The following is a 23,615-nucleotide window of genomic DNA, read 5'->3' as shown; positions in this document are numbered from 1 at the left end:
TCATGCCCGCGCTTTCGGCGCCAAGCACGTCGAGTTGGAAAGTGCTTCGCTCGCCAGCGGCTTCTTCAGAAGCACGTTCAGGATCCTTGGCAACGCGGGCAGGGAAGCTTTCGCGAATGGACTCATACCTGGGCGCCGGTTGGGTGCTGGGCGGCGCCTTCGGTCATCGACGGGGCGGCAGGTCGGATGCCTTCGAGCCTGGTTCGCTTCAGCAGAAGAGCGTTGACCGCCACAAGAGCTGAACTGCCAGACATTGCCAGCGCCGCAAGCTCGGGGCTCAAAAGGAACGGGTAGAACACACCTGCCGCGATCGGGAAGGCGATAAGATTGTATCCGACTGCCCACCACAGGTTCTGGTGCATCTTGCGCAGCGTGGCGCGTGAGAGCGCCATCGCACCGACCACATCGTAGGGATCGCTCTTCATCAGCACGATGTCAGCGCTTTCGATGGCGACATCTGTGCCTGCGCCGATGGCGAACCCTACATCGGCCTGGGTCAGGGCTGGCGCGTCGTTGACGCCATCGCCGACCATGCCGACCTTCAGGCCCTGTCCTTGCAGCTCCTTGATCTTTTCGGCCTTCTGTCCGGGCAAAACGTCGGCCAGAACGATGTCGATGCCGAGTGCGTCGGCGATGCGTTTGGCGGTGCCGGCGTTGTCACCTGTGAGCATCGCCACGCGAACGCCTTGCTCGTGCAATTTGGCAATCGTTGCGATGGCCGTCGGGCGCGGCGTATCCGCGATCGCGATGAGCCCGAGCAGCTTGCCGGACCGTGCCACATGGATAACGGTGCGGCCTTCGCCCTTGAGCACCTCGGATTTTTCGCCGAGCGCCAGAAGATCGATCTTCTGCTCGTCCATAAGACGCCGGTTGCCGAGGAAAACCGGAATTCCACCGATGGCGGCGCTGGCGCCCTTGCCCTCGATGTTCAGAAAGTCCGAAACCTTCGGTAGCTTCAGGTCTTTGGCCCGCTCGACGATGGCGACAGCCAGGGGATGATCCGACCCCTGATCCACGGCGGCAGCGACTTGCAGAACCTCGTCTGGTGAAACGCCGGCAGCCGGAACGATTTCGACGACCTTCGGCTGCCCCATCGTGAGCGTGCCGGTCTTGTCGAAGACGATCACGTTGAGCTTGGTCGCCTCCTCGAGAGCGGCTGCATTCTTGAACAGGATCCCGTTTGCGGCGCCAAGGCCGGTGCCGACCATGACAGCCATGGGCGTGGCGAGACCGAGCGCGTCGGGACAGGCGATGACGAAAACGGTGATGGTCAAGGTCATCGCGAACAGCAGGGGCTGGCCGAGCCACCAGAACCAGACGGCGAAGGTCGTAAGCCCGATGAGGATCGCGGCGAGCACCAGCCATTGCGAAGCACGATCGGCGAGCAGCTGCGCCGGCGCCTTCGAGTTCTGGGCCTCCTGGACCAGCTTGACGATCTGGGCAAGAGCCGTGTCGGCACCCACCTTGGTGGAGCGATAGCGCAGCGTGCCACTCTTGTTGATGGTCGCCCCGATGACCTTATCGCCGACCTTCTTTGTCACCGGCATCGACTCGCCGGTCAGCATCGATTCATCAATGGTCGAGGCGCCCTCGATCACCTCGCCATCAACGGGGAGCTTGTTGCCGGGCCGCAGGACCACGATGTCGCCGAGCACCATATCCGCAGTCGCAACCTCGACCTCCTTGCCACCACGGAAAACGGACGCCCTGGGCGGGGCGAGGTTGAGCAGGGCCCTGATTGCTGCCGAAGCCCCGGCGCGGGCGCGCATCTCCAGCCAATGGCCGAGCAGGATGAACACGAGGAGAACACTCGCGGCCTCATAGAACTGCTGCCCCTCGAAGAAGAAGGTCGCGCCGACGCTGAACAGGTAGCCGGTGCCGACGCTCAGCACCACCAGCACGGCCATGTTGAGGACGCCGTTGCGAAGGGCTCGCCAGGCGGCGATCAGGAAGGGCCAGACCGGATAAAGGATCGCGGCGCTGGCGAGGAAAAACATTGCAAGGTCTTCACTCAGCCCGAAAGGCGGGCGCAGCCACGGCTCGCCCAGGCCCATCGGCTCCATGGCGAAAATCGGCAGGGCGAAGACCAGGCTGACAAAGAAACGGTTGCGCATGTCCTTGACCATGCCCTGCATGTCCATGCCGGCACCGTGTCCCATCTCATGAGCCATGGCGTCGTGTGGCACCTTGTCAGCAACCGTCCTCTCGCCCGCCGGAGCCGGCTCGGTCATGGCGGCGTGCCCCCCATGATCGTGCCCGCCATGATCGTGGCCGGTGTGCCCAGCGGTCGCGCGCGAATGCCCCGGCGGAGCGGTCGTGTTATCGGCAATGCACAGATGCCGCGGCACCGTCTCGCCACGGCAATGGAAGCCGCAGACCTCGATTTCCCGCGCAAGGGTCTGGGGGTTCGTCCGCTCTTCATCGAACTCAACGGTCGCTGTGGTCGATCCCGCGTTCATCGCGACACCCGCGACACCCGGCAACGCCGCGAGACGTTTTTCGACGGCTGCGAAATCCATCGTCCCGACAAGGTCGCGCACTTCCAGATTGACCTTTTTCATCATCGTTCTCCGTGCAGCGGTTCGTGGCAGCGATCGCACCATCCGCGGTGTCTCAGCTTCGGTAGGCAAAGGTCGACATCATGCCGCTCGCCATGTGGTAGAGATGGTGACAGTGGAACGCCCATCTGCCGGGATTGACGGCATCGACGGCGATAGTGATCGAGCGCATCGGCGGCACCAGCACGGTGTCGCGAACAGCGCCCTGAAAGCGCTGCCCATCAATCGCGACCACTTGGAAGTGATGGCCGTGCAAATGCATTGGATGGGCCATCATGGTGTCATTGCGCAGCGTGACCTCGACGCGATCGCCCTTGTCCACAAGGATGGGATCACTGGTTTCGAGTCCCCAGCGATAGGCAGCCATATCGCCGGTGAGCGCCATTTCGAACGTCTTTTCCGCAGGGCGTGATGCTAGCGGCGCCATTGCCCGAAGTTGTGCCTCGAGCGCCAGGTCAAGAACCGGAGCATCAACATCCACCGCCGGCCCGAGCTTGGCGACCGCCGCCCCCGCCGGACGCAGGACAATTCCGGTCCGTTCCTTGCTTCCCTCGCGCAGCGCCAGGATCGGAAAGGAGGAGCTGAGGTCGCGCGGCAACTGCACGCGCACGTCGAGGCGCTGTCCCATTGTCATCGGAAATCGCCGACCCCTGACCGGTTCGATAGGCTGACCGTCGACCGCGATCAGTTCGCCTTCAAGTTCCCCGAAATCCATCGTAAACGCCGTCGCCGTCGCGCCGTTGATGATCCGCACGCGCACGCGTCCGCCCCGTTCGACCGGCACGATCTCGGGGTCGTTCAGGGACCGGTCATTGGCCAGATAGGCGTTATACTCGATGTCATTGATATCCATCACCATGCCGCCATCTTTCATTCCTGCCATGGCGTCGGTTTGCGCTCCCGACATATCCATGCCGTCCATCGGCATGGAGCCGCCGGTGTTCTTACTCTGCAGCCCAGCCAGCAGCTCCTGAGGCGACGAGAACGAGAAATCGTGGAGCAGGATGACAGCCTCCTGCTCGTCTTTCGCGTCATCGGCAGGATCGGCGACAATAAGCGGAGCAGCGAGCAGCAATTGCTCCTGCAAGGTATGGGCGTGCATCCAGAAGGTGCCTGGCCCGCCGACCGGAAAATCGAAGCTGCGATCGGTCTTGGCGCCGATGAGCGGCAGTGGCGCGTCGGCGACGCCGTCGCTCGGCCAGGGCGGCGTCAGTCCGTGCCAATGGATGATGGTCGGTTCGTCAGTCTCGTTTCGAAGCAGGACATTGAAGGCATCGCCCGCCCGGAAACGCAGGCCGGGGCCGCCGTCGGCGCGTCGCAGGCCGAAGACGCTTGCAGCTTTGCCGTTCACCTCGATCGTGCGACGCGAGATACCAAGCGTCTGGCCGCCCGACTGACTGGAGGAAGCTGCTGCGGCCAAGGTTGATGGGATTGCAAAAGCTGCGGCGCCCGCAACTGCGGCCTTCAGGATATCTCGACGTTTCACAATGGTTTCCTTCGCTTCGCTTCGGAATTTCGCTGTTTCAGCACACTCAGGGCGCGCGGCGCTCGCGGCTGGAACCGAACAGCCTGGCCAAATGCGGAAAAAAGGCCGGCACACGGGCCGCATAACGGTCGTATGCGTCGCCGAATTCCTTTCTTGCTTCACGCTCTTCGATGAAAGAAAGCCGCACATACATGCCGACCAGAATGGGGAACATCGCCAGCGTCAGGAGCGTCGGCCACTGCACGAGGAACCCTGCCATGACGAGGACGAAGCCGACATATTGCGGATGCCGGATGAAGACATATGGACCGTCCGTTGCGAGGCGATTGTGATGCAGCGCATCGTAAAGCACTCGCCACGCGGTCGATATCAGCATGAAACCGCCGCCGATCAGGAAGAAGCTGAGAACGTGAAACGGGCCGAAATGCGGATTGAGACGCCAGCCGAACATCATTTCGGGAGGTGACCGGCATCATGCGAGAACCAGTCGATGCCGGGGTATCGTGACTGCAGCCACCCCGAGAACAAGTAGATCGTCAACGGGAACCCATACATCTCGGCAAATAGCGCCACCAGGAAGGCGCTGAATGCACCGAAGGAGCGCCAGTCACGACCGGTTCGCGGCTTGAAGAAGCTGAATGCGAACAGGATGAAAACCGCCGAATTGATTATTGCCAGGCCCCAGAGGCCGTAGGCGGGAGATTGCTCTACCATGATCATGCTCCCTTGAGGTGGTTGGTGCCGTCTTGTGCTCCCGGCTTAGTTTCCTTGTGCGTATGACTGCCGTGACCGCGATGCCCGTGGTGAGACATGTGAAGCAGAGGACACGCGAGCAGCAACAGAAAGGGCAGCACACCAAAGGTATGCGCCCGGTGCTCAATGAGAAGGAAAAACGCGGCGATCAGCAGGAAGGCGATCGTGACCAAGCCGGTTTTCGAGGCCCAAAATCCGCCTGCCTCAGGTTCTGGTTCGGACCCAGTCGGCGGATCGGACATGCGGTGAACGTCGTTGGTATTCATGGGATGGGTTCCTTTTGTCATCGATTGTCATTGCGGGAGCTTTCGAGCCCATAGGCGACGAGGCTTACGGCCCAGACCAGCGCGCAGGCCAACAGTGGCCACATGAGTCGGAGCCGATCGTGAAGTTGACCACCGACATCAAGCCGATGGACGACGCTCCTCCGATCAGAGCACCGGCCAGCGCGGCCGGATGGCGCGCGCGGAACGCGGTGATTGCCAGCGCTACCAGGCTTTCATGAGCGGAACCTCGCCTTGCCCTAGCGGCGACCGGTGGCGACGACATTGTAGATCGAGGCGTAAACGACACCCGCCAGCAGCCCAACGAAACCAAGGCCAACGACACCATAGACAACGCGGCCAGGGCTCATCGGCGCGGTGGATCTGACCGCGCTGAGATCAAGTCCGTGCATGATGGCGCCGAAGAAATCGAGTGTTGCCTCTGGCCAGATAGCGACGGCCAAAGCGCAGAGCATGCTCATCAGGGCCGACGTCACGCCCAGCGCAATGCCGACGGACAGGAGGCTGAGTTTGTCCATGTCTTCCTCCTGTCACTTCGCGTGTTGCTTGAGCCATTCCTGCATGGCGGCGATCTCGGCCTGCTGAGCCGTGATGATCTGGTTGGCCCAAACCTTGACCTGATCATCCTTGCCGAATTGCAAGACCGCCCGTGCCATATCGATGGCGCCCTGGTGGTGAGGGATCATTGATTGGACGAAAGCGACATCGGGATCGGCGGCCTGGAGGCCCTGCATCATCGGTGCGTCCATTCGCTTCATCGCCTCCATATAATTTCTGGAGGCCTCGGACATGTTGCCGGTGTCAATCGGCATGTTCGTCATGCCGCCGCCCTGCGCCATGCCGCCCTGACCCTGCATCATCCCGCCCTGCATCATCTGCTGCATCATCGGCATCATTTGCTGCATCATGGGAGCTATCTTCTCCATCATGGGCATCATCTTCTGCATCGTGGACGTCATCGCCATGCACTGCTCGGGCAACCCGCCCGGCATCGCCTGTGCGGCCGGAGCAGCTGTCGTGGCTTGCGGCGCATCGGCCGCCGGATGGTGCGGATCGGTCTGGGCAAATGCCGCGCCCGAAACGGTCACGTATACCGCAAGCGTGATCAATCGAAGGTGGGTTTTCACAACTGTTTCCTTGTCGTTGATGTGGAACGGACAGGCGAAATCTGGAATTGGGTGCGCAAAGGCAGACCGGATCGCCGATACCGGTTTGGTTTCGCGGATTCTTGCTGAATCGACCCTGACGAGCGGCGCCGAGTTCAACAGCCGCGATGGCGCAATCTCAGACGAAGATCTGGGGAGGTTGCAGGAGCGCCTCGGGGTCAATGCCCGTTGCCAGGAACGCCTTGCCCGCCACGAAACGGGTGGTGCTTGGCGCGCAATGGATGACCGCACATTCGCCGGCCGCAAAAATATATGCAGCACAACAGCCGGATCCGGACGAGTACGCACAGTCAGGGTGCTCGCAACAGCCATCGTGGTGATGCTGGGCAGTTGCTGCGACATGGCCTGCCGCTTGGCTCGAGCCATTGATGGAACTGGCTGCAACGTCGGCAACGGCCCCGAAATTCGCGCCCAAGCCCGAACTCTGCCCGGCGAAGCCAGCCACCGCAACGATGCTGCCCGCGACCAGGACGATCACGGAAAGTAAGGTGCGAAGTTGGGCCAGCCCTGGTTTCATTTGTTTAGCATGGCACAATTGCGCATCGCCTCTTTGACGTAAATCAATGTCGTGACCCCTAGTGAGTGCTTTGTTCATCAGGTCTCATCCGAGACGTATCGGATGTTTTCCCAGATCTCCCTTGAACGGATGGGGGGTGAACAGGAGACGAGATCATGCCAGCAATGTCGCGTTCCACCGAGGCTATCGTGAGGATAGACTCCGCGGCCAAGACCGTGTTCGCCTATCTCGACGACCACAGGCATCTAGGGGCTCACATGAGCGCCTCGTCGTGGATGATGCTTGGTTCGAAAATGGACTATGAGTTCGATGCGGGCGAAGCTCGTTTGGTCGGCTCCAAGTTTGGATTCCATGGAAAAATACTCGGCATTGCGATGGCGGCGGAACAGGTGGTTGCAATCCGGACGTCTCCCAGACTGAAGGTCTGGGAGACCATCGGAGCACCAAATCTCTGGGTAATCGGCCGGTATCGCATGGGTTTCGAAATAGTGCCTGAGACGAGATGGTCCCGGCTTCGGGTCTTCATCGAATACGACCTCCCGAAAGCGGCGCCGGCCCGTTGGCTTGGCCTGATCTTTGCGAACGCATACGCGCGCTGGTGCACTGGCCGGATGGCTAAAGACGCAGCCCGTTATTTCGAGACGGCGGGCGGGCAGGCAGTCCCTTCGATAGGCTGAGCGAGGCGAGCATCGGCTCCGAACCATGTGCCGCGTCCACCCCTGACAATTTCGACGGCATCATCGAGCTTGCCGATTGCGGCAGGCTTGCCTGTCGCCACAGCGAACTCGATTGCAGCGCTGACCTTCGGCCCCATGGAGCCAGCCGGAAAATTCCTTCCGGATATCTCGTTGGGGGTCACTCGCCGGAGCGCTCGAGCAGCCGCTGTTCCATAGTCGACATAGACGGCGTCGACGTCGGTCAGCAACAACAGCATGTCGGCCTTCAATTGGCGCGCGAGAAGCGAACTCGCCAGATCCTTGTCGATAACGGCTTCTACGCCGCACAGACTGCCGTCGTCCCGGCTTATCACCGGAACCCCACCACCGCCGGTGCAGATGACGATGACGCCACGTTCGACCAGGAACGAGAGTACGGAAGCTTCCAGGATTTCCAGCGGCTTGGGTGAGGGGACAACGCGGCGCCATTTGTCGCCGTCGGGTGCGATCTTCCAACCGCGCTCAGTGGCAAGCCGATGTGCGGTGGCCTCGTCGTAGACCGGGCCTATCGGCTTCGTCGGGAGAGCGAACGCCGGATCGCGTGGGTCCACCTTCACTTGCGTCAGCAGCGTCGCGAACAGCCTCTCCTTCAGGAGGTTGCCGAGTTCCTGCTCGATCACATAGCCGATCATGCCAGCGCTCTCGGCGCCGAGCACGTCGAGGGGGAATGTGCCGCCATCGGGAGTGGCTGCCGCCTGCAGCGCAAGCAGGCCCACCTGTGGGCCGTTACCGTGCGTGACTACGATCGAGTGCCCTTCGTCGACGAGTGCCGCCAGCACGGATGCGGCGCGCCCGATGTTGGCGCGCTGGTTTTCGGCCGTCATCGGTTCTCCGCGGCGCAGCAGCGCGTTTCCGCCGAGCGCAACGACGATACGCATCTCAGTTTCCAATCGTCGCAACGAGCAGGGCCTTGATTGTATGCATGCGGTTTTCCGCTTGATCGAAGACGATCGACGCTGCCGATTCAAACACTTCGTCCGAAACCTCCATGCAGTCGATGCCGTATTCCTTCGAAATGAAGGAGCCGATCTCGGTATCGGTGTCGTGAAACGCCGGCAGGCAGTGCATGAATTTGACATGGGGGTTGCCAGCGGCAGCCATCACCTCACTGGTGACGCGGTAGGGCGTCAAAAGGCGAATGCGCTCAGCCCATCCGGATTTGTCCTCGCCCATCGACATCCACACATCGGTGTAGACAAAGTCGGCATCCTGAACGCAGCCTGTCACGTCTTCGTCGAGCCGGAAACGGCCGCCGCTGCGTTCAGCCAGGTCCCGGATGTGGTTGCAGAATTCCTCGTCCGGCCAAAGCTCCTTCGGCGAAACGATGCGCATGTCGATGCCGACCTTTGCCGCACCCAGCGCCAGCGACAAGGCGACATTGTCGCGCCCCTCACCGACGAATGTAACGGTCATGTCGGAAAGATGCTTGTGGGTGAATTCTCGCATGGTCATGAGGTCGGCGAGGATCTGTGTCGGATGCGCCTCGTCCGTAAGACCATTGTAGACCGGCACGCCGGCATATGTGGCAAGCAGTTCGGCCTGGTGCTGGCCAAAGCCGCGATACTCGATCGCGTCATACATGCGGCCGAGCACGCGGGCGGTGTCCTTCATCGATTCCTTGTGGCCGATATGGCTGCCGGTGGGGCCGAAATAGGTGACGTGGGCACCCTGATCGTAGGCTGCCACCTCGAACCCCGTCCGCGTGCGCGTCGAGTCTTTCTCGAAGATGAGCGCGATGTTCTTTCTGACAAGGCGTGGTATTTCGTGACCGGCGAGCTTGGCGGCCTTGAGATCGGCGGCGAGCTTCAGCAGAAAGCGGATCTCGTCGGCCGTGAGATCGTCCAGGGTGAGTACGGAGCGGCCATGAAGATTGATCGACATGCGGATTTCCTTTCGGGTCAAGTCGGATCGCGGACAATCGGACAGGTCATGCAGTGACCGCCGCCGCGCCCGCGGCTGAGTTCAGCGCCTTCGACCGTGATCACTTCAATTCCGGCACGGCGCAGCAGCGTGTTGGTGTAGACATTTCGGTCGTAGCCGATGACCACGCCGGGCTCGACCGCCACGACATTGTTGCCGTCATCCCATTGCTCGCGCTCGGCCTCGTAGCGGTCGCCACCGGTGGCGATGATCCGCAGCGACTTCAGTCCAAGGGCTTCAGCAACCACGGTCGTGAAGAGTTTCGTCTCGTCAGTGACCTCGACTGCTGCCGCTCCATCGCCCGGGCGGAGCGAGAAGGTGCGCAACCGGTCCACCACTGGCGGATACAGGGTGACAAGGTCGCGATCGCAGAAGGTGAAGACGGTGTCGAGATGCATGAAGCTGCGGTCTCTTGGCATTAGGGCAGCAATCACACGCGTCGCTTCGCCAGCCGCGAACAGGTTGCGCGCGAGGTCGCCGACGGCTTGCGGCGTGGTGCGCTCTCCCATGCCGACGAGTACTGTTCCGCCGCCGATCGGCATGACATCCCCGCCTTCCAGGCTGGTGCCGGTGCCCAAATCTGGCGAGACGAAAGGAATACCACTATCGCGAAAGCGCGGATGGAAGTGGTAGACGGCTTCGACATTGGCCGCTTCCGGACGCCTGGCGGGCCAGTACATCGAATTGACCGAAACCGAGCCGTAGATCCAGCAGGAGCTGTCCCGGGTAAAAAGCTGGTTGGGCAGCGGCGGCAGCACGAAATCCTGGGGGGCGAGCGTCCTTCCGGTCAGGCCCTTGGGCTCGAAAGGAAGCTCTGCCCTGGCAATGCCACCGACAAGGTACGACGAAAGCAGCTCTGACGGCATCTCGTTGAGCCATCCGCGCAGCTCGTCGACCATGTCGAGCCCGACGACACCGGGATGAACCCGGCGGTCGAGCAGCCAGTCACGAGCCTTGGTCAGGCTCATCGTCTCGGCCAGGAGCTCCCCGAAGGAATGCACCAGCACGCCGCGTTCACGCAACGCATCGACGAAGACATCATGCTCCTGGCGCGCGCGCTTGACCCACAGCACGTCGTCGAAGAGCAGCGCCTTGCAATTCTCCGGCGTCAGCCTGCGCAGGCTGAGATCCGGACGATGGACCATCACCTCGCGCAGACGTCCGACTTCGGAGTGGACACCCAGGCTTGTCATCGCTGTCAATCCTCTCACAGCGGGCTGATGGCGCCGGTCCACATCTCGTAAACGGCGAGGATGGCGACAGCGATGAGGGTTCCAGCGAGGGCTGCTTCGGCAGGATGGAACACGCGCTGATTGGTTTCGCGGCGCGCCCAGACATAAAAGATGATGCCCGGCGCATAAAGGATCGCGCACATGAACAGGTAGGCCGGCCCCGCCGCGTAGACGAGCCACAGCCCGTAGACCGTCGCCAGCAACCCCGCAAGAAGCGGACCGGTGCGCTGCTCGCCAATCTCGTAGCTCTCGCCGGTCAGAGCGAGCTTGGCCGCATAGGCTCCGGAAAAGATGTAAGGCACCAGGATCGCGGCCGACGCGATGTAGAACAGCGCCTGGTAAGTGCTTTGGGCGAAGAGCGTGATCACCAGGAACGCCTGGACGAGCAGATTGGTGATCAGAAGCGAGATCGAGGGCACACCGCGGTCGCTTTCGCGGCCGAAGAATTTCGGCATCGTGCCATCCTTGGCGGCGACATGCGGAATTTCGGCCGCAAGCAGCGTCCAGCTCAGGAAAGCGCCGATCACCGACACCACAAGCGCGATGTTGATGAGGATAGCACCCCAGGGGCCGACAACCGCCTCCAACACCCCCGCCATGGAGGGGTTCTTCAGCGCGGCGAGCTCTGGCTGGCTGAGTATGCCGAGCGACAGCAGCGACACCAGGGCGTAGAGCGCAAGGCAGGTGAAGAAACCGAGAACAGTCGCCGTGGCAATGTCCTTGCGGCGCTCGGCCCGACCGGAAAATACGCTGGCACCCTCGATGCCGATGAACACCCACAGGGTCACCAGCATCGTGCTTTTCACTTGTGCGGTGATCGAGCCGAGACTGGCGTTACCGAGACCGGTGAAGTCGAGAGACCAGACCTGCAGTTTGAAGGCTACGGCAACAACCCCGACGAACAAGACGATCGGAGCGATCTTCGCCACCGTTACAATGAGGTTGATGATCGCCGCCTGACGGATGCCGGCGAGAACCAGGACGTGGATCAACCACAACAGGATCGATGCGCCGAGCACCGCCTGCCAAGTGTTTCCGTCGCCGAAGGCCGGAAAGAAATAGGACAGGGCGCTGAACACGATCACCGCGTAGGAGACGTTGCCGACCCAGGCGCTGATCCAGTAGCCCCAGGCGCTGTTGAAGCCGATGAAGGGACCGAAGCCTGCCTTGGCATAGGCATAGGGTCCGGCGTCGAGCTCGGGTTTGCGGGTCGCAAGCGACTGATAAACGAAGACAAGCGCCAGCATGCCGACCGCGGTGATCGCCCAGCCGATCAGGATTGCGAGGGGACCAGCGCCAGCCGCCATATTCTGCGGCAGGCTGAACACGCCGGAGCCGACCATCGAACCGATCACCAATGCGGTCAGCGAACCCAGTCGAAGCTTCGTCGGGGCTGTGGTGGTAACTTTCGGAATAGAGATGTTGATTCCGGCCGTGGTCATGATGCTCTCCCAAATTTTGAAGGCTCTGATGGGAGGCAATGAACCGGAAAAAGGGGGAGGCAGCTTTGACGAGGGTCAAATCCATTTTTTTGAGCGGCGCCGCAGTACTGGTGCCGTAACGGTCTTCAAACGGACTATCGGGCGCTGGCGTCCGCGACCAAGCAGAACAAGGGGCGGTCGACTTGCGCCCGCCTGATCGTTGGGAGCGAGCTGGACTGCTGCATCGGCAGATCGTCAGGCCTTGTCGGCCGGCTCGGCCTTGCGTTTTCGCCCCGTGATCATGGCCCGGACCAGGTTTTCGCGATGGCGAAAGCTTGCCAGCGCGACGCCGCCAATGTGGAGCAAGACGAGCAGCAGCAGGCCGTGCGCAGCCAGGCTGTGCGCCGCTTCGACCCACGACACGCCGAAATAGGCGTCCGTCGTCATCAGCCATCCGGTCAGCGCGGTTGAACCCATCGCCGCAATCAGCGCGATCACCATTGCGCCGCCAGCCGGATTATGGCCGATGTAGCGGGCTTCGCGGCCGCGCAGTATTGCCGAGAGATAGCGCAGCACCGTCGTCGGATCGTGCACGAATTGCGAGAAGCGCGCATAGGGCGTGCCCAGAACGCCCCACAAGAGCCGCATCGCGACCAGCCCGGCAGCGGCGTAGCCAGCCCAATGGTGAATGCTCTCAGATGAGTGGGAGGTTAGCCAAGCCGTGACGAAGCTGAGCACCAGCGCCCAGTGGAAGCTCCGCACGACCCGATCCCAGACGCGCACCATCTCTGCCGATGGCTGTGCGTCCGTGGCTGCCGAAACGCTCGGATCAGTTTTCGCCGGCTTCTGCATTGTCGAGCTTTTCAAGGGTCTCGGCATTGTAGGCCTGGTTCACTTTCTTGCCGGCCTTGTCGACGGCGTAGACTTCGTAGCAGCCCTTCTCGACCTTGATCTGCCGGACGGTCAGGCCTTCGCCAGTCAATTGTGCCTCGAGCGTCGCCTTGGGCTTGAACTGTGACTTCGGGGCGGCGCTGCAACTGCCGCCGGCGGCGAGTGCTGGCCCTGCAAGCAAGCCCGCGAGGGCGGCTAGAACAAGAGTACGGTACATGATGGCTCCATTCTGAGGCATGGCGCGGATGTTGCGCCTGTGAGTGGGATTTGATCGGCTTCAGTCAGACGGCGATATCACCCGCCATTGGTGCGGCATAACCAACTCAACCTGACAACTGGCTGACAGCTGTGTCGGCCACCGATCGCACCCGCGCCCGGTTGGTTGATCTGGCGCAAGGACGGCGGGTGACCACGCGAGCAGGATGCCGGTCGGGATGTAGAGCGCTTCTGCTGCCGTCCTGAAGGAGGATTGCCATGAAAACCATATCGAGGAGAGCGGCGCTCGGGCTTGCTGCCGCAATGCTCATGGCCGGCAGTGCCGGTGCCGTCAAAGCTGCAGCGCTTGTCCAGATCTCGCTGTGGGACAAGGGCGCGAGCACGGAGATGCCGATGGGGCTCGCCTATGCGGTGCCGGGCCTCGATCTCACCAAGGCGACTATGGGCATCAAAGCTTTGCCTGGTGCGGTGAAGGCCGGGGAGGTCACATTCAATGTGAAAAATGACTCCAAGGACACCGTCCACGAAATGATCGTGATGTACCTTGCCGATCGCGGCAAACCGCTTCCTTACATCGAGGCCGAGAACCGGGTCGACGAAGATAAGGCTGGCGACAAGGGCGAGGTTTCCGAGCTTGACCCCGGCAAATCAGGCACATTGACCATCGAGCTGAAGGCTGGGAAATACCTGCTTATCTGTAACGTGCCAGGTCACTATGGGGCCGGTATGTGGGCTGAATTCACCGTCGATCCATAGGCCATGAAGCAGGCAGCGCTTCGGATGAAGGCCCCGCCTCATCCTTGGTCGCCGCCCGTCTCCGCTGTCAGCGTGTTGTCAGCTTGGCTGTTCTAGCCGGGTGCCGCGACCAGGAATGATTCCCCAAACCAGCGCTTGCGGGGTCGCCGCGAGCGATCAGGAGCATTTAGACATGAAGCCTTTCCAGACCGGCCTCTTCCTCGTCCTATTGACAGCCTCGGCACCCGCCTTCGCCAACACGACCGTGAACGTCAAGCTATGGGACAAGGAAGGCGCCGTGAACGCCGATGCAAAGATGGGCATGGGCATGCCGGCAAACATGAGCATGGCAACGATGAGGATCAAGCTGGATCAAACCGTCGTGCCCGCGGGCAAAGTGACCTTCGAGGTTCAAAACAGCTCCAAGGACGCGGTCCACGAGATGATTGTGGTGCCGGTGACCGATGTCAAAAAGGCCACTCTGCCATATGTGCCAAATGAAAATCGTGTCAACGAGGATGCGGCAGGCCATCTCGGCGAGGTCTCTGAACTTGATCCGGGCAAGACCGGATCGCTGACGCTCGATCTCAAGCCTGGAAACTATGCCGTCTTTTGCAACATTCCCGGCCACTTCATGAACGGAATGTGGGCGACAATCCTGGTCAAATAGGCCGTGGTTTGATGAAGCACCCGCCGCGCCAAAGGTGCGGCGGGTTTTTTGATTTCGTATTACGTCGTTATCGCCCGCACGATCGAAAAACCCAACTCGCGCGATCCGCCTGGAGCTAAGCCATCACGGCCGTTCGACCCGAGCCACCTGGTAGGTGTGCATGGCGCCATTGCGCGCGATCGACACATATTCGCCGGTTACGAACCGCTCATCGCCGAGATGAAAGCCGATCTCGTCGTCGCGATCGCCTTCGGCATAGTCGAAATACCACTGCCCGCCGGGCTTCCGACGTAGCCGGCCGATCAGATCCTCCTCGCCGGTGCTAAAGCGACGGACGCGGCAAGAGGCCTTGTGCAATTTCCACTCCTCCGCGTCGAGCCGGCCTTCGCCGGTCAACGGAGCGAGTACGTCATAGCCTGCTTCGTGATCACCTCCAGGGTGACCCTTCTCGCGGGCAAGCAACAACCGGACGTGGCGGAATTTCGGGGTGAGGTCCTTCGAACTGGTCATCGTGAACTCCTTTCACGAAGTTCCATAGCGCTGCCTGCAGGCAGGGCCTTGATCCGCATCAAAGGATGCTTCGAGAGCTCGAAATCGGGCTAACGCTGCCAGAATGCGGCCTAGCAAGCCGGATATTGGCAAGGTGCGAATGCCGGCCGCGCGGCTGCGATCGGGAGTATCCCGCTCCCGCCAACCACGCTCCAGGCCGACCAGCAGACCAATTGCCCGGACCAGCCAGAGCCGCGCGATGAGGGATCCATGGTTTGACGCTGCCTTCAGGCGGCGACAGTCGGCAGCCGGTCGCGAACCCATCTGACGATCTGCCCTGACGTCATTGCGCCGGACGTGCGCGCGATTTCGCGACCGCCATGGAAGAGGATCATCGTCGGGATGCCGCGAATGCCAAGCCTTCCCGCAACGGCCTGTTCGTTGTCGGAATTGAGCTTGATCAGACGAAAATGCGGCTCCAGTTCGTTGGCCGCCGCCTCATACGCTGGCGCCATCATCTTGCAGGGCCCGCACCAGGGCGCCCAGATGTCGACCACAACGGGAAGGCTGCTGCGCGTGATCTGGTGATCGAATGCCTCGGCATCGACATCTTGCGGGTGTCCCGAGAACAACATGGCCCCACATTTCCCGCATTTCGCCTCCAAGGCGTTGCGGGCCGACGGCAGGCGGTTGACCCCGCCGCATTTGCTGCAAACCACCAAATTGTGCTGTGCCATGGCCATTCACCGATTGCGGTCGTCCACTATGCACGCCCGAGCCGTCCGTCGCCAAGGGCGCGCAGCGCGTTGAGGATAACCGCAACGTCGATCCCTTCCTGAAGCAAAGCGCCTGCCACCGGCGTGATCTGCCCCATGGCCGCGGCAGCCATCGCCATCCCCGAGAGCGTCAGCCCGGCAACGATGCTCTGCAGCGCGATCGCGCGAGTGCGTTGGGCAATCCGCACCGCATCGGCGACAGGCTGCAGCCGGTCGGCCAGCACGATGACGTCCGCTGCCTCGGAGGAGGCAGTGGCACCATGTGCGCCCATGGCGACACCGACCGTTGCGGCGGCAAGGGCGGGCGCGTCGTTGATGCCATCGCCCACCATCATCGTCGGCGCCAGCGCCTTCTCGGCTTCGACCGCCGCGACCTTTGCGGCAGGGGTAGCGTTGGCGACCGTCACATCGAGGTCGAGCAAGCGGGAAATGCGTTCGGCCGCCCGGCCGTCATCGCCCGTCAGCATGACGAAACGGCCGATGCCGACCTGCCGCAGTTCGCCCAATGCCTCACCTGCGTCCACGCGCAGCGCGTCGCCGAATGTGAAGACGCCGGCAAGTCGTTTGTCGAGCGCGACAAAGACCCTCAGCACCGACTCGTCCCGGTATCGTTCTTCGCCATCTTTGGCCCAGCTGGGGAGGGGCTTGTCGGCGAGCACGAGAGTCTTCGATCCGGCCGCGATCTGGATGTTCTCGACTTCGCCGTTCAGTCCGGCCCCGCGATACTCGCGAACATTGCACGGATGCGACAGCATCAGCTGTCGGCTACGCGCTGCCCGGATGATCGAGTCGGCGAGCACATGGTGCGACGCCTGTTCCAGGGATGCCAACAGCTGCAGCAAAAGATTCGCGTCGCGGTCGGGTGCCGCTTCGATTTCGATGAGTTCGGCGCCGCCAATGGTCAAAGTGCCCGTCTTGTCGAAGATCGCGGTCCGGACTTGCGCAAGGGCCTCCAGCGCAGCCGAGCCTTTCATCAGGACCCCGGCGCGCGCGGCGCGCGACACGCCGCCGATGAAGGCTACGGGGGCAGCAAGGATAAGCGGGCAAGGCGTCGCGACGACCAGCACCGCGAGCGCTCTGATTGGGTCGCCGGAAACATACCAGGCAGTTCCGGAAACCAGCAAAGTGGCTGGCAGCAGGAACAGGGCAAAGCGGTCGGCCATGCGGATGAACGGGGATTTCGCGGTTTGCGCTGCAGCCACCATGCGCACGATTGCCGCATAGGTGCTCTGTTCCGCCAGAGCCGAGGCCCGCATGCTGAAGGTCTCGCCCGCATTGACGGTGCCGCTGCGCAGCACATCCCCTGCGCTCCGCCGTTCCGGCAGGGGTTCTCCGCTCACCGCGGACTCGTCGAGAGAGGCCGAAGCATCAAGCAGGATGCCATCGACGGGGAGCAGTTCGCCGGCCCGGACCAGAAGCTGGTCGCCGACAGCTACGTCTTCGACGGAGATTGTCTCTGTCCCCAGTGTTGATGTTCGATGCGCGACACGCGGCGACCGGTCGGTCAATGCCTTGAGGTTCCGCTCGGCGCGGCCGCGGGCAAAATCCTCGAGCACGGTGCCGCCAGCATACATAATCGCAACCACTACGGCAGCTAGAGGCTGGCCAAGCAAGAGCGCGGCCGACATTGACACCAGTGCAATCGCATCGACTCCGAAGCGGCCTATCCAGAAATCGCGCAGGATGGAGATGGCGAGAGCCACCACCAAGGGCAAGGTCGCCACCGTCCAGATCGTGTCGGCCTCAAGGGGACCGAGCCCGGTTCGCCAAGCTCCGATTCCAGCGGCGAGACCCAGGATGGCAATGACCAGCAGTGCGCGCCGCAGGGTGGACTCGTTCATGCGATGCCTTCCGGTCTGATCGATGCTCGCCAATTTTCGCCAGCGCCGACGGGCGCATCGAACTCGTGCAATAGCTAATCGCGATAACCGGAGAACGCTTTGATCCAACGCAACGAACGGGCAAGGTCGACTGGCGATGATCGCCCACGAACAGGAGACATTAGCGGTGACGATCCGAAATCTCGAACATGGGTTCGCCCCGAAGTCGGTTGCGGTCTTCGGGGCGTCGGTGCGCGACGGCTCCGTCGGCCGTGTCGTCTTCGACAACATCGTCAGCGGCGGCTTCGAGGGCGCGGTCTGGCCGGTCAACCCGAAATATTCGCAAGTCGCCGGTCGCCCCTGCTATGCGAAAGCGGCCGATCTTCCAGGCGTCCCGGACCTTGGAGTTATCGTCACGCCGCCGGAGACCGTTCCCCGGATCGTGCGCGACCTCAGTGACAAGGGTACGCGAGTGGCCGTGGTCATTACCGCCGGGCTGACGCGCGAAAACGGCTTGCGTCAGGCGATGCTCGACGCTGCCAAGCCCATGCTTTTCCGGATCATCGGGCCAAACACAGTCGGGCTGATGATCCCGCCATTGAAGCTCAATGCCGGATTTGCGCATATGGCCCCCAAGCCTGGCAACATCGCGCTGCTGTCGCAATCCGGCGCCATTGCCACATCGCTGATCGACTGGGCGGCTGACAACAATGTCGGCTTCTCGCAGATCGTCTCGCTCGGCGACATGGCGGATGTCGATGTGGGCGATTGTCTCGACATGCTGGCGGGGGATGCGCACACGCGCGCCATCGTAATGTATCTCGAAACCATTCCCAATCCGCGCAAATTCATCTCGGCCGCTCGTGCGGCGGCGCGGATCAAGCCGGTGATCGCGATAAAATCGGGCCGGCACGAGCAATCGGCCAAAGCGGCTGCGACCCACACCGGTGCGTTATCGGGGGCCGATCGTGTCGTCGATGCGGCATTGCTGCGTGCAGGCATCCTGCGCGTCAAAGGCCTGACCGAGCTGTTTGATGCCGCTGAAACGATCGCCCGCTTCACTCCGCTCAAACGAGCCCGTGTCGGCATCGTCACCAATGGTGGCGGGGCAGGGGTACTCGCCATCGATCAGCTCATCGACTGCAGGGGAGAATCGGCGACGCTTTCGCCGGCCACCATCGAACGCCTGAACGCCGTGTTGCCGCCGACATGGTCGCACGCTAATCCGGTCGACATCATCGGTGACGCTCCGCCGGAGCGCTACAGGGCCTCTGTCGAAGCCGTGGCGGCCGACCCCGGAACGGACGTCATCCTGGTGATGAATTGTCCAACGGGGCTGGCTTCGCCGCTTGCCGCGGCAAGCGCGGTTGCGGAACTCGCAAGGGAAGGGATGATCGCCGGCAAACCGGTCCTGACCTGCTGGCTCGGGGAGCACACGGCGCGCTCCGGGCGGCAAATCCTTCAGGATGCCGGCATTGCCAGTTTTGAAACGCCGGCTGACGCGGCAACGGCCGTCTCCTATCTCGGCGAATGGTCGCGTGCCCAACGGGCATTGATGCGCACGCCTTCGAGCCGCAGCGAGGACGTCAGGAGCGACCGGGAGGCCGTGCTCGCCATATTCAGGCAGGTCGCGAGGGAGGGGCGGCGAATGCTGACCGAGCCCGAAGCCAAGGCAGCAATTTCCGCCTACGGCATCCCGGTACCCGAAACGATCGTTGCCAATTCTCCTGCCGAAGCGGAAGCGGCGGCTGGCCGCCTCCTCAAGACGTCCGAGCAGGTCGTTGTCAAACTGTTGTCCGAGGCGATCTCACACAAGTCGGACATTGGCGGGGTGGTGCTCAATATTGGCAATGCCGCTGCCGCCGGGGAGGCCGCGCGGGCAATCGAGGCGCGTGTACGCAAACAGGCACCGCAAGCCGATATTGAAGGCTATGCCGTTCAACCGATGGTGGTGCGAAAACAGGCTCAGGAACTCATTCTCGGCATGAACCGGGATCCGATCTTCGGGCCGGCCATCCTGTTTGGAGCTGGCGGCGTCGCGGTCGAGGTGGTGGACGATACCGCGATCGCGCTGCCGCCGCTCGACGACGTTCTTGCCGGCGACCTGATCGGGCAAACCCGGATCGGCCGCCTGCTGGCCGGATTCCGCGATCGTAAGCCGGCCGATCGGCAGGCGATCATTGCGGCGCTGAACGGCCTGTCGCAGATGATCGTCGATTTTCCGTGCCTTGTTTCATTGGACATTAATCCGTTGCTCGCCGATGCCGCCGGCGTGATCGCAGTCGATGCCCGCATCGAGATCGAGCCGGAACGCGTCGAGGAGCCGGGGCCTAATCGGGCGCTTGCCATCAGGCCTTATCCGTCGGGTTGGGAAAAAGAGTTTTCGACCGACGGCATGCATTACCATATCCGGCCGATCAAGCCGGCCGACATCGCGCTCTATCCGGATTTCCTTGCCAGGATTTCACCTGATGATCTGCGCCTGCGTTTTCTGTCGCCGCGCAAAAGCTTCTCCGACCAGATGTTGAAGCGGCTCACCCAACTCGACTACGATCGCAACATGGCTTTCGTCGCACTGGAGACGAGCACCGGCGCGCTGGCGGGTATCAGCCGCCTGTCTTGCGATCCGGACCACGCTGTCGCCGAATACGCCTTGCTGGTGCGCACGGATCTACAAGGTCATGGTCTGGGCTGGGAATTGCTGGGGCAACTCGTCGATTACGCGAAGGCCGATGGGATTGGTCGAATCGAAGGGATAATGCTCAGCGAGAACACGAGGATGCTGACCATGTGTCGCGAGTTCGGCTTCTCGATAAGGCGTCATCCAAGTGAACCCGGCCTTGTCGAGGCAACTCTCGAATTCCTTTGAGGCCTATCGCCTTGCCGCACCACTCAGGAGGCTGTGCGCAGGGTTTCGGGTGCATTGCTCTCGGAGGACCTTCTCAACTCTGCGACGATGTCGGCAAGCTTCCGATCGGCATTGATCTTGCGCCACGTAGATTGGGTGGCATTTCGCTGCAACTGCCGCGACAGGATATCTATGGTGGCGTCGGAAGGGCCACTCTTGCGCTCGCGGACCCGTTGCCAAAGAACAAGCGGATCCGCTTCCAGCCAGAACCCGGCGACAGCCACGCCCCTGTCACTCGCCGCCTTTTCGATTCGATCGCGGTCGGCAGGCCTGTCAAACACGGCATCTGCGACAACCGATCCACCCTCCGCAAGGATCAGGCCGGCCCGCCATGCCATTTCGCGATAAACCTGCTCCGAAACCTCCGGGCGATAAGCCTTGCCCGGCAGCCGAGTTTCGGCCGGCACACCGTGCATGGCTTTGCGGATGCGGTCACTTTCGACAATGCGGGCGCCGGGAGGCGCTCCGACATGGGCGGCGAGCGCCTCGGCGACAGTTGTCTTGCCGGAGCCACTGAGGCCGCCGATGGCAACAAGCCGCGGCGATGTTTCCCGGAGAAATGTTCTGGCAAGGTCGAAATAGGATCTGGCCTCGGCAGTCAACTTGTCGGAATCGGCGCTGCCTTCCTCGACCTGCGTTGCCGTGACATGAGCGCGTACAGCAGCCCGCACTGCCATGAAGAGAGGCAGCAGGATGAAACCGTCTTCATCGTCGGCTTCGTCGAGATAGCGGTTCATCACAAGGTTGGCGAGTTCGGGAAAACCCCGGTGCCAAAGATCCATCAGCAGGAAGGCAAGGTCGTAGAGAACGTCGATGCTGGCGATCTGGTCGTTGAATTCGATGCAATCGAAGAGGCGAGGCTCGCCATCGAAGAGGCAGATGTTGCGTAGGTGCAGATCGCCATGGCACCGACGGATCTTGTTCGCGGCCTCCCTACGGTCGAGCACTCTGGCATGCCGGGCAAGCGCGGTGCGAAAGGCCCAGGCAAATGTCTCGATCTCCCGTTTTGTAAAAACATGGCTGCTGCCAAAGCCGGCCTCGTTGATGTCGAGCACGCCCGTCAAATTGAACGAGCCGGCGCCATTGTGGACTACCGGCGCGGCGCGGTGATGTCCTACGATCATGCGTGCTACGGCGGTCATCAGCGCCGGCGTCAATTCTCCCGCGGCTGCCATACGATCGAGAAGTTTCGACTGGTCGAAGCGAACCATCTCGATCGTCGCCTCGACCATTTGGCCGGTGCCGTCAAAAGCCAATTTGTCGTCGGCTTCCCGCGTGATGCGACGCACCCTCAGATAGAGGCCGGGGGCGGTTTTCGAATTGAGCGCCACCTCTTTCTCGCAAGCGGCCAGCCTGAGGGCTGGCGTCGAGAAATCGACATAGGGCAGCTTGACCGCCCGCTTCATTTTGTAGGCGCGTTTGCCTGTCAGAAAAATGCGCGAGATATGGGTCTCGATCGCCTCTACCGGTGCGGCAGCGCCATATGAGGCGGGATCAAGCAGGAATGCGATAACGGATTGCTGGTCGTCGACCACCATGTCCGGCCTCTTCGATGCCTGCGTCGTGCGGAGACTGTTTGCGGCTTCTGCTTTCATTGCTGCAACGTTTCAACATAACCGGCCAGATCATGGATCCGTTCCCTGGTGACGATTTCCCCGGCATTCGGGCCATATTTCTTCACGTCACCGGGTAGGAACTGGCTGCCCCAGACCGGCATGTCGCGCTCGCCATGCGCCGTCACCATGGCGCGGCCGTCGATCATGGCAAAGACGCGCCAATAAGGGAATTCGCCGCCATTGCGCCTGGAGAGGCGCGTCAGGTCGGCCGGGCGTTTCAACAGCTCGTCACCCAAGGGGCCATCGCCCTTGCCTTCGGGACCATGGCAGACGGCGCATGAGTTCATATATTCCGCCTTGCCGTTGCCGAGTTCCTGGGCGGTGGCCGCATTCAAAGCTAAGCCTGCGAGAGCTACCGCGACCAGGAATTTCATCTGCGTTTCCTCAACTGACTGGCTGAAGCTACAGCCTTGGTTCGCGAGCACGTTGATGCGGATCAAATGGTGCCGCCCCAAGGCGTTTGATTCAGCGCAATGAACGCACCGGGCGCTCTTGCTAACGACTGAAACCACGATTGACCCTTCAATCGAAATCAGGAGCTGCCGCCGTGACTTTCAGGACACTGCTTACGGTTACCGGGCCGAACCAGGGTGAGGGCGATCTAAAGCTAGCCGCCTCGCTGTGCGAACAGATCGGTGCTCATCTCTCCGTGCTCGTTCTCGAATTGTCCGCACCGCCCTCAGGCGGCGAGTATGCTGCCGTCGTCTCACCAGCCTGGCTGGAGGAACGTCAGGCCGAGTTGAAAAGGCTCGAGAAACGAATTTCTGACGTCGCCGGCTTTCTCTCCCAGAGCCCCGTATCGGCTGATCTGAGCGACGACTATCCGGACATGGGATGGGCGGACGACGTCATCGGAAGGCGTGCCCGCTACGCGGATCTGACCATTCTCGGACCAGATCTGCTGGCGAGCCATACGCTGAAGGATAAAGTCATCGAGGGCACGCTGTTCTCATCGGGAAAGCCCATTCTGCTCGTTCCCAAGGGCTCACGTCCGACATTGAAGCCCAAACGCATCCTCGTTGCATGGGACGCCCGCCTTGAGTCATCGCGCGCCGTCCGCGAGTCGCTCGATATGCTGAAAGGCGCCGAAGATGTGCGCCTTGTCATCGTCGATCCCATTGAAAATGAGTTTCATCATGGCGAAGAGCCGGGTGCAGATGCCGCAGCCTATCTCGCGCGGCACGGCGTGAAGGTTACGGTCGACCGGCTGCCGAGTTCAAACCATTCGGTTGCCGACGTGCTTCGCCAGCATGCCGGCGACGTTGCGGCCGAGCTGATGGTCATGGGCGCCTATGGCCATTCCCGGTTGCGCGAGCGGATTTTCGGTGGGGTCACCAAGTCGATGCTTGCGGGTCAATCGCTGCCGGTCTTGATGGCGCGATAGCAAATCAACGGTAGGAGAAAAGGGCCGGTGCAGGTTGTGCGCCGGCCCTTTTTTCAT

Annotated in this window: 22 protein-coding genes and 2 pseudogenes; 5 read left to right on the top strand and 19 right to left on the bottom strand. The window is 61.8% G+C overall.

Translation table 11 applies throughout. The annotated features are described in order from the left end of the window. Positions 1-122: 122 nt before the first annotated feature. The 7 genes and pseudogenes from NKI69_RS02350 to NKI69_RS02320 form a co-directional block, all read right to left on the bottom strand. Positions 123-2,561 carry a heavy metal translocating P-type ATPase gene (locus tag NKI69_RS02350; protein ID WP_352719895.1) on the bottom strand — a complete coding sequence of 813 codons (2,439 nt, stop codon included), beginning with the start codon at positions 2,559-2,561 and terminating at the stop codon, positions 123-125. Positions 2,562-2,613: 52 nt separating this feature from the next. Beyond that, positions 2,614-4,044, bottom strand: coding sequence for a multicopper oxidase family protein (locus NKI69_RS02345; protein WP_352720112.1), 1,431 nt, complete (start codon positions 4,042-4,044; stop codon positions 2,614-2,616). Between the two features lie 46 nt (positions 4,045-4,090). Further along, a pseudogene (locus NKI69_RS02340) lies at positions 4,091-4,758 on the bottom strand (methyltransferase family protein). 2 nt (positions 4,759-4,760) lie between these two features. Next, a complete protein-coding gene (locus NKI69_RS02335; protein ID WP_502900145.1) occupies positions 4,761-5,063 on the bottom strand; it encodes a DUF2933 domain-containing protein in 303 nt (100 codons plus the stop codon). A gap of 257 nt (positions 5,064-5,320) precedes the next feature. Further along, entirely contained in the window at positions 5,321-5,599 is a 279-nt protein-coding gene (locus NKI69_RS02330) for a DUF5676 family membrane protein (RefSeq protein ID WP_352719893.1), read from the bottom strand. 12 nt (positions 5,600-5,611) lie between these two features. Then, a complete protein-coding gene (gene copM / locus NKI69_RS02325) occupies positions 5,612-6,346 on the bottom strand; it encodes a CopM family metallochaperone (RefSeq protein WP_352719891.1) in 735 nt (244 codons plus the stop codon). Between the two features lie 19 nt (positions 6,347-6,365). Beyond that, complete coding sequence (locus tag NKI69_RS02320; RefSeq protein ID WP_352719889.1) at positions 6,366-6,842, bottom strand: hypothetical protein; 477 nt, start codon at positions 6,840-6,842, stop codon at positions 6,366-6,368. A 77-nt stretch (positions 6,843-6,919) separates the two neighbouring features. On the opposite strand from NKI69_RS02320, the gene NKI69_RS02315 reads away from it, so the two are divergent. Then, complete coding sequence (locus tag NKI69_RS02315; protein ID WP_352719887.1) at positions 6,920-7,441, top strand: SRPBCC family protein; 522 nt, start codon at positions 6,920-6,922, stop codon at positions 7,439-7,441. On the opposite strand, the gene arcC is transcribed toward NKI69_RS02315, so the two are convergent. The 6 genes from arcC to NKI69_RS02285 form a co-directional block, all read right to left on the bottom strand. Next, positions 7,396-8,358: a carbamate kinase gene (gene arcC, locus NKI69_RS02310; RefSeq protein ID WP_352719885.1), complete on the bottom strand. Its 963-nt coding sequence runs from the start codon at positions 8,356-8,358 to the stop codon at positions 7,396-7,398. The two genes, NKI69_RS02315 and arcC, sit on opposite strands and share 46 nt — an antisense overlap. Before the next feature lies 1 nt (position 8,359). Then, on the bottom strand, positions 8,360-9,361 hold the full coding sequence (gene argF, locus NKI69_RS02305; RefSeq protein ID WP_352719883.1) for an ornithine carbamoyltransferase: 1,002 nt from the start codon (positions 9,359-9,361) through the stop codon (positions 8,360-8,362). Between the two features lie 17 nt (positions 9,362-9,378). Further along, entirely contained in the window at positions 9,379-10,593 is a 1,215-nt protein-coding gene (locus NKI69_RS02300) for an arginine deiminase (protein ID WP_352719880.1), read from the bottom strand. Positions 10,594-10,607: 14 nt separating this feature from the next. Further along, positions 10,608-12,074: an arginine-ornithine antiporter gene (gene arcD / locus NKI69_RS02295; RefSeq protein WP_352719877.1), complete on the bottom strand. Its 1,467-nt coding sequence runs from the start codon at positions 12,072-12,074 to the stop codon at positions 10,608-10,610. A 234-nt stretch (positions 12,075-12,308) separates the two neighbouring features. Next, the gene (locus NKI69_RS02290) at positions 12,309-12,839 is read right to left on the bottom strand and encodes a cytochrome b/b6 domain-containing protein (protein ID WP_352720108.1); all 531 of its coding nucleotides are present in this window, start codon (positions 12,837-12,839) and stop codon (positions 12,309-12,311) included. 43 nt (positions 12,840-12,882) lie between these two features. Then, positions 12,883-13,161: a PepSY domain-containing protein gene (locus NKI69_RS02285; RefSeq protein ID WP_352719875.1), complete on the bottom strand. Its 279-nt coding sequence runs from the start codon at positions 13,159-13,161 to the stop codon at positions 12,883-12,885. A 257-nt stretch (positions 13,162-13,418) separates the two neighbouring features. Between NKI69_RS02285 and NKI69_RS02280 the strand changes: the two genes are divergently transcribed. Both NKI69_RS02280 and NKI69_RS02275 read left to right on the top strand, forming a co-directional pair. Continuing rightward, positions 13,419-13,916, top strand: coding sequence for a sulfocyanin-like copper-binding protein (locus NKI69_RS02280; protein ID WP_352719873.1), 498 nt, complete (start codon positions 13,419-13,421; stop codon positions 13,914-13,916). Positions 13,917-14,088: 172 nt separating this feature from the next. Then, complete coding sequence (locus NKI69_RS02275; protein ID WP_352719872.1) at positions 14,089-14,565, top strand: plastocyanin/azurin family copper-binding protein; 477 nt, start codon at positions 14,089-14,091, stop codon at positions 14,563-14,565. Positions 14,566-14,688: 123 nt separating this feature from the next. On the opposite strand, the gene NKI69_RS02270 is transcribed toward NKI69_RS02275, so the two are convergent. The 4 genes and pseudogenes from NKI69_RS02270 to NKI69_RS02255 all read right to left on the bottom strand — a co-directional run bounded on the left by NKI69_RS02270 (position 14,689) and on the right by NKI69_RS02255 (position 17,671). Further along, positions 14,689-15,075 (bottom strand): hypothetical protein, encoded by a 387-nt coding sequence (locus NKI69_RS02270; protein ID WP_352719870.1) that lies wholly within the window; start codon positions 15,073-15,075, stop codon positions 14,689-14,691. A gap of 87 nt (positions 15,076-15,162) precedes the next feature. After that, positions 15,163-15,378 (bottom strand): annotated as a pseudogene (locus tag NKI69_RS02265) (hypothetical protein); the annotation flags it as partial. After that, entirely contained in the window at positions 15,342-15,791 is a 450-nt protein-coding gene (gene trxC, locus NKI69_RS02260) for a thioredoxin TrxC (protein ID WP_352719868.1), read from the bottom strand. The gene trxC and the pseudogene NKI69_RS02265, both read right to left, overlap by 37 nt. A gap of 26 nt (positions 15,792-15,817) precedes the next feature. Beyond that, on the bottom strand, positions 15,818-17,671 hold the full coding sequence (locus tag NKI69_RS02255) for a heavy metal translocating P-type ATPase (protein WP_352720106.1): 1,854 nt from the start codon (positions 17,669-17,671) through the stop codon (positions 15,818-15,820). Between the two features lie 166 nt (positions 17,672-17,837). Here NKI69_RS02255 and NKI69_RS02250 point away from each other — a divergent pair, with 166 nt between their 5' ends. Beyond that, a complete protein-coding gene (locus tag NKI69_RS02250; RefSeq protein WP_352719866.1) occupies positions 17,838-20,519 on the top strand; it encodes a bifunctional acetate--CoA ligase family protein/GNAT family N-acetyltransferase in 2,682 nt (893 codons plus the stop codon). Between the two features lie 23 nt (positions 20,520-20,542). Here the strand turns inward: NKI69_RS02250 and NKI69_RS02245 are convergent, their stop codons facing one another. Both NKI69_RS02245 and NKI69_RS02240 read right to left on the bottom strand, forming a co-directional pair. Next, positions 20,543-22,096, bottom strand: coding sequence for a bifunctional aminoglycoside phosphotransferase/ATP-binding protein (locus NKI69_RS02245; RefSeq protein WP_352719864.1), 1,554 nt, complete (start codon positions 22,094-22,096; stop codon positions 20,543-20,545). Positions 22,097-22,149: 53 nt separating this feature from the next. Then, positions 22,150-22,614, bottom strand: a complete 465-nt coding sequence (locus NKI69_RS02240) for a c-type cytochrome (RefSeq protein WP_502900144.1) — start codon at positions 22,612-22,614, stop codon at positions 22,150-22,152. A gap of 107 nt (positions 22,615-22,721) precedes the next feature. Between NKI69_RS02240 and NKI69_RS02235 the strand changes: the two genes are divergently transcribed. Beyond that, entirely contained in the window at positions 22,722-23,558 is an 837-nt protein-coding gene (locus tag NKI69_RS02235; RefSeq protein ID WP_352719862.1) for a universal stress protein, read from the top strand. The last annotated feature ends 57 nt before the right edge of the window (positions 23,559-23,615 follow it).

This window comes from Mesorhizobium sp. M0491, from assembly GCF_040321265.1.
In the GTDB taxonomy this organism is placed as follows: domain Bacteria; phylum Pseudomonadota; class Alphaproteobacteria; order Rhizobiales; family Rhizobiaceae; genus Mesorhizobium.
Note: the sequence above shows the minus strand (reverse complement) of the source record. Positions and strands in the feature narration are given on the sequence as shown.

What these genes read in the sequence shown, in the direction of transcription:
- NKI69_RS02350 (WP_352719895.1), bottom strand. Translation starts at nt 2,561, where the DNA reads ATGAAAAAGGTCAATCTGGAAGTGCGCGACCTTGTCGGGACGATGGAT.
- NKI69_RS02335 (WP_502900145.1), bottom strand. Translation starts at nt 5,063, where the DNA reads ATGAATACCAACGACGTTCACCGCATGTCCGATCCGCCGACTGGGTCC.
- NKI69_RS02330 (WP_352719893.1), bottom strand. Translation starts at nt 5,599, where the DNA reads ATGGACAAACTCAGCCTCCTGTCCGTCGGCATTGCGCTGGGCGTGACG.
- NKI69_RS02320 (WP_352719889.1), bottom strand. Translation starts at nt 6,842, where the DNA reads ATGAACAAAGCACTCACTAGGGGTCACGACATTGATTTACGTCAAAGA.
- NKI69_RS02315 (WP_352719887.1), top strand. Translation starts at nt 6,920, where the DNA reads ATGCCAGCAATGTCGCGTTCCACCGAGGCTATCGTGAGGATAGACTCC.
- arcC (WP_352719885.1), bottom strand. Translation starts at nt 8,358, where the DNA reads ATGCGTATCGTCGTTGCGCTCGGCGGAAACGCGCTGCTGCGCCGCGGA.
- argF (WP_352719883.1), bottom strand. Translation starts at nt 9,361, where the DNA reads ATGTCGATCAATCTTCATGGCCGCTCCGTACTCACCCTGGACGATCTC.
- NKI69_RS02300 (WP_352719880.1), bottom strand. Translation starts at nt 10,593, where the DNA reads ATGACAAGCCTGGGTGTCCACTCCGAAGTCGGACGTCTGCGCGAGGTG.
- arcD (WP_352719877.1), bottom strand. Translation starts at nt 12,074, where the DNA reads ATGACCACGGCCGGAATCAACATCTCTATTCCGAAAGTTACCACCACA.
- NKI69_RS02290 (WP_352720108.1), bottom strand. Translation starts at nt 12,839, where the DNA reads ATGGTGCGCGTCTGGGATCGGGTCGTGCGGAGCTTCCACTGGGCGCTG.
- NKI69_RS02285 (WP_352719875.1), bottom strand. Translation starts at nt 13,161, where the DNA reads ATGTACCGTACTCTTGTTCTAGCCGCCCTCGCGGGCTTGCTTGCAGGG.
- NKI69_RS02280 (WP_352719873.1), top strand. Translation starts at nt 13,419, where the DNA reads ATGAAAACCATATCGAGGAGAGCGGCGCTCGGGCTTGCTGCCGCAATG.
- NKI69_RS02275 (WP_352719872.1), top strand. Translation starts at nt 14,089, where the DNA reads ATGAAGCCTTTCCAGACCGGCCTCTTCCTCGTCCTATTGACAGCCTCG.
- NKI69_RS02270 (WP_352719870.1), bottom strand. Translation starts at nt 15,075, where the DNA reads ATGACCAGTTCGAAGGACCTCACCCCGAAATTCCGCCACGTCCGGTTG.
- trxC (WP_352719868.1), bottom strand. Translation starts at nt 15,791, where the DNA reads ATGGCACAGCACAATTTGGTGGTTTGCAGCAAATGCGGCGGGGTCAAC.
- NKI69_RS02255 (WP_352720106.1), bottom strand. Translation starts at nt 17,671, where the DNA reads ATGAACGAGTCCACCCTGCGGCGCGCACTGCTGGTCATTGCCATCCTG.
- NKI69_RS02245 (WP_352719864.1), bottom strand. Translation starts at nt 22,096, where the DNA reads ATGGTGGTCGACGACCAGCAATCCGTTATCGCATTCCTGCTTGATCCC.